A 7,022-nucleotide genomic window follows, 5' to 3' on the forward strand; every position below is an offset into this window, starting at 1 on the left:
GGGGGGGGGGGTCGTCGGCCGGGCGCTCGGGGGGGGGGGCCGGCCCCCCCCCCCCCCCCCGGATCTGCCGTCCTGGGTTGCCCTCAGGCCGCCTTCGCCATCCCGCGCAGCACGTAGTGCAGGATGCCACCGTTGCGGTAGTACTCGACCTCGTCCGCGGTATCCACGCGGCAGAGCAGCGTCGTCTCGGTCTTCGACCCGTCGGCGCGGGTGATGACCATCTTCACGTCCATCCGCGGCTTCAGCTCCTCGAGACCGAGCAGGTCGATCGTCTCGTCGCCGCGGATGCCGAGAGACTTGCGGTCCTCGCCTTCCTTGAACACCAGCGGCAGCACGCCCATGCCCACCAGGTTGGAGCGGTGGATGCGCTCGAAGCTCTCGGCGATCACCGCCTTCACGCCGAGCAGGAAGGTGCCCTTCGCCGCCCAGTCGCGCGAGGAGCCGGTGCCGTATTCCTTGCCGCCGAACACCACCAGCGGCACGCCGTCCTTCTTGTAGCGCATCGCCACGTCGTAGATCGGCGCCTGCTCGCCCGAGGGGTAGTGCTTCGAGATGCCGCCCTCGACGCCGGGCACCATCTCGTTGCGGATGCGGATGTTGGCGAAGGTGCCGCGCATCATGATCTCATGATTGCCGCGGCGCGCGCCGTAGCTGTTGAAGTCCGCCTGCCGCACCTGGTGCTCGAGCAGGTATTCGCCGGCCGGCGAGGCCTTGCGGATCGAGCCGGCGGGCGAGATGTGGTCGGTGGTGATGCTGTCGGCCAGCACCGCCAGCACGCGCGCACCCGTCACCGGGGCGATCGGGCCGACCTCCATCGTCATGCCCTCGAAATAGGGCGGGTTCTGCACATACGTGGAACCGGAGTTCCAACGATAGGTGTCGCTGTCCGCGTCCACGCGGATCGCCTGCCACTGCGCCGGGCCCTTGAACACGTCGCCGTAGCGCGTCTGGAACATCTGCCGCGTCAGCACCGCGTGGACGGTGTCGTTCACCTCCTTCTGCGTCGGCCAGATGTCCTTCAGATACACGGGCTGGCCGTCGCTGCCGGTGCCGAGCGGGTCGGTCGCGATGTTCAGCTTCACCGTGCCGGCCAGCGCATAGGCGACGACCAGCGGCGGCGAGGCGAGGTAGTTGGCGCGCACATTCTGGTGCACGCGGCCTTCGAAGTTGCGGTTGCCCGACAGCACGCTGGCGGCCACCAGCTTGTTGTTCTCGATGGCGTCCACGATCGGCTCCGGCAGCGGGCCGGAATTGCCGATGCAGGTGGTGCAGCCATAGCCGACGGTCTGGAAGCCCATCGCGTCCAGCTCGGCCTGCAGGCCGGACTTCGTCAGGTAGTCGGTGACCACCTGGCTGCCGGGCGCGAGCGAGGTCTTCACCCAGGGCTTCGGCTTCAGCCCCTTCGCACGCGCCTTCTTCGCCACGAGGCCGGCCGCGACCAGCACATAGGGGTTCGAGGTGTTGGTGCAGCTGGTGATCGCCGCGATCACCACGTCGCCATGGCCGAGGTCGTAGTTGGCCCCCTCCACCGGCACGCGGAGCTCGGCCTTGTCGCCCGGCACGCCCATGGTGCCGGCGGCCAGGTCCCTGGCGAAGCTGGCGGCCACGTCGGTCAGCGGCACGCGGTCCTGCGGGCGCTTCGGCCCGGCGAGGGAGGGCACGACGGTGGAGAGATCGAGCTCCAGCGTGTCGGTGAAGACCGGCTCGGGCGTGGAGGCGTCGTGCCACATGCCCTGCGCCTTGCAATAGGCCTCGGTCAGCGCCAGGCGGTGCTCGTCGCGGCCGGACAGGCGCAGATACTCGATGGTGGTCTGGTCCACCGGGAAGAACCCGCAGGTCGCGCCGTATTCGGGCGCCATGTTGCCGATCGTCGCGCGGTCGGCCAGCGGCAGCTCGGCGAGGCCCGGGCCGAAGAACTCCACGAACTTGCCGACCACGCCCTTCTTGCGCAGCATCTGGGTGACGGTCAGCACCAGGTCGGTCGCCGTCACGCCCTCCCGCACCTTGCCGATCAGCTTGAAGCCGATGACGTCGGGGATGAGCATGGCGATGGGCTGGCCGAGCATCGCGGCTTCCGCCTCGATGCCGCCGACGCCCCAGCCGAGCACGCCGAGGCCGTTGACCATCGTGGTGTGGCTGTCGGTGCCGTAGCAGCTGTCGGGGAAGGCGTAGCTGTCGGGGCCGTCCTGCGAGGTCCAGACGACCTGCGCCAGGTATTCCAGGTTCACCTGGTGGCAGATGCCGGTGCCCGGCGGCACGACGCGGAAATTGGCGAAGCCGCTCTGGCCCCAGCGCAGGAACTCGTAGCGCTCGCCGTTGCGCTCGAACTCGATGTCCACGTTCTTCTTCAGCGCGTCGGCCGTGCCGGAGACGTCCACCATGACCGAGTGGTCGATCACCAGGTCCACCGGCACCAGCGGGTTCACCTTGCGCGGGTCGCCACCCAGCTTCGCCAGCGCGTCGCGCATCGCGGCGAGGTCCACCACCGCCGGGACGCCGGTGAAGTCCTGCAGCAGGATGCGGGCGGGGCGGAAGGGCACCTCCTTGGTGGAGCGGCCTTCCTTCACCCATTCGGCGATCGCCTTGGCGTCGGCCACGGTGTAGCTGCGCCCGTCCTCGAAGCGCAGCACGTTCTCCAGCAGCACCTTCAGGCTGAAGGGCAGGCGGGAGATGTCGCCGATCTGCTTCGCCGCCTCGGGCAGGCTGAAGTAGAAGTATTCCTTGCCGCCGACGTTGAGCGTGCGGCGCGTCTTCAGGCTGTCCTGCCCGATCATGCGCATGGTCCGGTATCCCCGTGTCGCCCAGGGGGCGCTTGGTTGGCGCCACGGCCGGATGCGCCCCGGCTTGCCGGGTGCCTTCCGCCGGCCCTGGCGCAATGCTTCGCCCCGGGCGCTTTCGCACCCGCAGCACGCGGCTTAAACCACAACGTCCCGGGGCAGGCCAGTGGCGCGCCGGCATGGATTCGGTGCAGGGGGAGGACGGATGCTGGAGGCGGAGGAGCTGGCCTGCTGGCGGGGCGAGCGGGCGGTCTTCGCCGGGCTCTCCTTCGGCCTCGCCCCGGGCGGCGCCCTCCTGCTGACCGGGGCGAACGGCGCGGGCAAGTCCTCGCTGCTGCGGCTGCTGGCCGGGCTGATCCCGGCGGCCGAGGGGCGGCTGCTCTGGAATGGCGCCGATGCCTTCGCCGACCGCGTCGCCCATGCCAGGCGCCTGCGCTACCTGAGCCATGCCGATGCGCTGAAGCCCTCCCTCACCGCGCGCGAGAATCTCTCGTTCTTTTCGCGGCTCTGGGGCGGGGACGTCGAGCCGGCCCTGGCCGCGCTGGGGCTGGCGGAGCTGGGCGACCTGCCGGCCCGCGTGCTCTCCTCCGGGCAGAAGCGGCGCCTGGCGCTGGCCCGGCTGGCGCTCGCGCCCTCCGATCTCTGGCTGCTGGACGAGCCGACGGTCGGGCTCGATGCGGCGAGCGTGGAGCGGCTCGGCGCGCTGCTCGCGGCGCATCGGGCCGCGGGCGGGATGGTGCTGGCGGCGACCCACCTGCCCCTGCCGCTGCCCGACGCCCGGGAGCTGCGGCTTTGAGGGCGTTCGGCGCCGTCTTCCGGCGGGAAGTGCAGTTGGCGCTGCGCCATCCGGCGGACACGCTCGCCGCCGTGCTGTTCTTCGTGCTGGTCTGTGCCCTGTTCCCCTTCGGCATCGGCCCGGCGCCCGAGACGCTGGCCCGCGTGGCGCCGGGCGCGATGCTGGCCGCGGCGCTGCTGGCGGCGCTGCTGCCGCTCGACCGTCTGTTCGGCGCGGAGGCGGAGGACGGCTCGCTCGAGCAGCTTCTGCTGTCGGGCCTGCCGCCCGCGGCGCTGGCCATGGCCAAGGCCCTCGGCCATTGGGTGACCACCGGCCTGCCGCTGCTGGCCGCCACGCCGGTGGCGGCGGCGATGCTCAACCTGCCGACCGAGGCCTGGGCCGCGGCGGTGGCGGCGCTGGCGCTTGCCACCGCGATCCTGTCGCTGTTCGGCACTGCCGGGGCGGCGCTGACGCTCGGCGCCCGGCGCGGCGGGGTGCTGCTGCCGCTGCTGGTGCTGCCGCTGGCGATCCCCGCGGTCATCTTCGGCGCCGCTGCGATCGAGGCCGCCGCCGCCGGCCTCTCTGCGCGCCCCTACCTGCTGCTGCTCGGCGCGCTGCTGGCGCTGGCGCTGCCGATGGCGCCGCTGGCCGCGGGGGCGGCGCTCAGGGCGGAGTGATCCCGGGCGCCGGTGGGGGCGCCGCGGGAAGCGGCAGCCAGAGCGTCACGGTGGTGCCCGCGGCCGGCGCGCTCTCGATGCCAAGGGCGCCGCCGGCATCCTCGGCGAATTGCCGCGCCAGGGACAGGCCGAGGCCGGTGCCCTGCCCGGCCGGCTTGGTGGTGAAGAACGGCTCGGTGACGCGCGCAAGCGTCTCGGCGTCCATGCCGGTGCCGGTGTCGCGGACCGACAGCCGCAGATAGGATCCCGGCGCCAGCCCCGGCTGGCCGGTCGCGCCGGGTTCGAGCGTCGCCGCCTCCGCCGCGAAGGTCACGGTCCCGCCCCTCGGCATGGCGTCCCGCGCGTTCGTGGCGAGGTTCAGCAGCACGGTCAGCAGCAGCGCGCGGTCGGCGTGGACCGGCGGCAGGCCGGGGGCGATGTCGAGCACCACGCCGATGCGCGCGCCGAGGGTCGCGGCAAGCAGCTCCTGCAACTCGGCCAGCAGCTCCCCGAGCAGGATCGGCTCGCAGCGCGCCTCGCCGCGCCTGGCGAAGGTGAGCAGGCGCCCGGTGATGGCCGAGCCGCGCGCCACCGCCGCGTTCAGGAGCCCGACCCTGCGCCGCAGCGCGCCGGCGTCGTCCTTGCCTGCCTCGATCATCCGCGCCACGGCCCCCACCGCCTGCAGCACATTGTTGAAGTCGTGCGCGATGCCGCCGGCGAGTTCGCCCAGAGCCTGGAGCTTCTGCCCCTGGCGCAGTTCCTGCGCCAGGCGGTGCCGCTCGGTGACATCCTGCAGCATGCCGACCAGGCGCCGCGGACCGCCGGCGCCGTCGCGTTCCACCACCGCACCGTGGCACCAGGCCCAGCACCAGCCGCCGTCCGGGAGCCGGATGCGGGTCTCCAATGCCCAGCTCTCGGCGCCGCCGGAGGCCACGGCATTCCAGGCGGCCTCATACGCAGCGCGATCGTCCGGGTGGATGGCGGCGTCGAAGGCCTGCCATTCCGCGCCGCCGATCGCGATCCAGCGGTCCGCCGGCAGGATGCCGCCCGCCACCACCGCGGCGCGCGCGTCGAACCGGGCCTCGCCGGTCGTGAAGTCGATCTCATAGGTGCCGAGGCCGGCACCCTCCGCCGCCGCGCGCAGCCGTGCCTCGCTTTGCCGGCGCGCGCGCTCCGCCGCGGTCTCGCTGGTCACGTCGCGCACCAGCCCGGTGACGGCGACCAGCCGCCCGGCGCCGTCGAAGCGGCCTGTCGCGGAGCTGCGCAGCCAGGCCACCTGCCCGTCCGGCCGCAGCCAGCGATAGACCAGGAGGAAATGCGGATCCGCCGGCGTCAGACCAGAGAGCGCTGCACGAAGCGCGGGCCGGTCATCCGGATGCACCCGCGCCATGGCCTCCTCCGCGTCCTCCATCAGCTCCCCGGGTGGCAGCCCGAGCAGCTTTGCGGCATTCGCCGAGCGCGTGGCGCGACCGGTCGCCGGATCGAGCGAGAAGACGAAGACGCGCCCCGCCTCCAGGGCGCCGCGCAGCAGCCCTTCCTGCTCCGCCAGCGCCGCGGTTCGCTCCGCCACGCGCCACTCCAGCTCGTCCCGTGCCGCCGCCAGCCGCCGCTGGCTGCGCCGCATCGCCAGCGCCCCCGCGAACAGCGCGAAGGTCGCCGGAACGCCGAAGATCAGCTGCTCGCCCACCTCCCGCCGCCAGGCTGCGGCCATCCGCGCCGCCGACCGGCCGGCGGCCGCGTGGACCGGCCAGCCTTCGACGCGCCGCGACGCGACCAGGTACTCCTGGCCGTCCACCACGGAGCGATCGTGGATCAGCGCCCTGTCCGCGCCTGCCGCGACGCGCGCCGACACCTCCTCCGGCGCGCGGACCGGCCCGGCGAGGCCGACGCTTCGGGCCAGGATGTCGCCCTCGGTCCTGATCAGGCCGGTGATGTCGCCCTCCTCCGGGCGAAGGCGCCCGAGTTGCGCGGCGAGCGCCTCGGGGAAGACCGAGATGTTGACGACGCCGTCGAAGCCGCCCGGCGGCACCTCGGCATTGCCTGTGCCGGTGCGGCGACGGCTGACGGCGAAGAACAGCCGTCCGTCCAGCCGGCCGCGATGCAGCTGGCTGACATGCAGCGCCGGCGCGTCATCGGCCGCGAGGGCGAGGAAGAAGTCGCGGTCTGCGCCGGGCCGCACATCGCGCGGCACCGGGAAGAGATTGGCCGAGACCAGCACCCCGCCATGCCGGTCGAGCACATAGCCCGCCGCGACGCCCGGGATCTCGTCCACCAGTGCCTTCAGCGCGGCGTGCAGCCCGGCCTCCCGCGCACGGATCTGATCGTCCGAAAGCCCCCGCAGCAGCGCATCCATCCGCCCCGCCGCGACCGCATGCAGGGTCAGCTCGCGCTGGGCGTATTCGGCGACGGTCGCGGCGGCCTGCTCCACCTCGGCGGCCGCATCCGCCCAGACATTGCGCCAGGCGACCGCCGCCATGCCGGCCAGCAGCACGAGAGGCACCAGCAGCGACAGCACGACGAGGGCGGTCGCACCGTCGATGCGGCTGCCGCCGGGTGCTGCGGACCCTGTCCTTCGCCGTGGCGTTCGCATGGACCGCCGCCCTTGCTGGTCGTCGGCCCGGCGAGGGCCGGCGCGACACGAGACATGCAATTTTCCGCACAAATCGGCATCGTGCAATCGTTCGATGCAAAAAAGAGGCGTTCCCGGCGCGGGACCGGGTCAGCGGCGCCCGAAAAAAAGAATGGCCGCCCCCCCCGAGGGGGGGCGGGCCAGGGAAAAAAGGGGGGGTCCCCGCGGGGGGGCGGAGGGGGTGG

At 72.8% G+C, this 7,022-nt stretch carries 4 protein-coding genes; 2 read left to right on the plus strand and 2 right to left on the minus strand.

Annotated features, from left to right (window positions below):
* Positions 1-83: 83 nt before the first annotated feature.
* A complete protein-coding gene (gene acnA / locus AC1MIR_RS06825; protein WP_480027430.1) occupies positions 84-2,780 on the minus strand; it encodes an aconitate hydratase AcnA in 2,697 nt (898 codons plus the stop codon).
* A gap of 202 nt (positions 2,781-2,982) precedes the next feature.
* Here acnA and ccmA point away from each other — a divergent pair, with 202 nt between their 5' ends.
* A complete protein-coding gene (gene ccmA, locus AC1MIR_RS06830) occupies positions 2,983-3,573 on the plus strand; it encodes a heme ABC exporter ATP-binding protein CcmA (RefSeq protein WP_480027431.1) in 591 nt (196 codons plus the stop codon).
* Positions 3,570-4,229, plus strand: coding sequence for a heme exporter protein CcmB (gene ccmB / locus AC1MIR_RS06835; RefSeq protein ID WP_480027432.1), 660 nt, complete (start codon positions 3,570-3,572; stop codon positions 4,227-4,229). Before ccmA ends, ccmB begins: the two co-directional genes overlap by 4 nt.
* Here ccmB and AC1MIR_RS06840 read toward each other — a convergent pair.
* Entirely contained in the window at positions 4,216-6,798 is a 2,583-nt protein-coding gene (locus AC1MIR_RS06840) for a PAS domain-containing protein (RefSeq protein ID WP_480027433.1), read from the minus strand. The two genes, ccmB and AC1MIR_RS06840, sit on opposite strands and share 14 nt — an antisense overlap.
* Between the last annotated feature and the right edge of the window lie 224 nt (positions 6,799-7,022).

Source organism: Falsiroseomonas sp. RANM36, assembly GCF_056682175.1.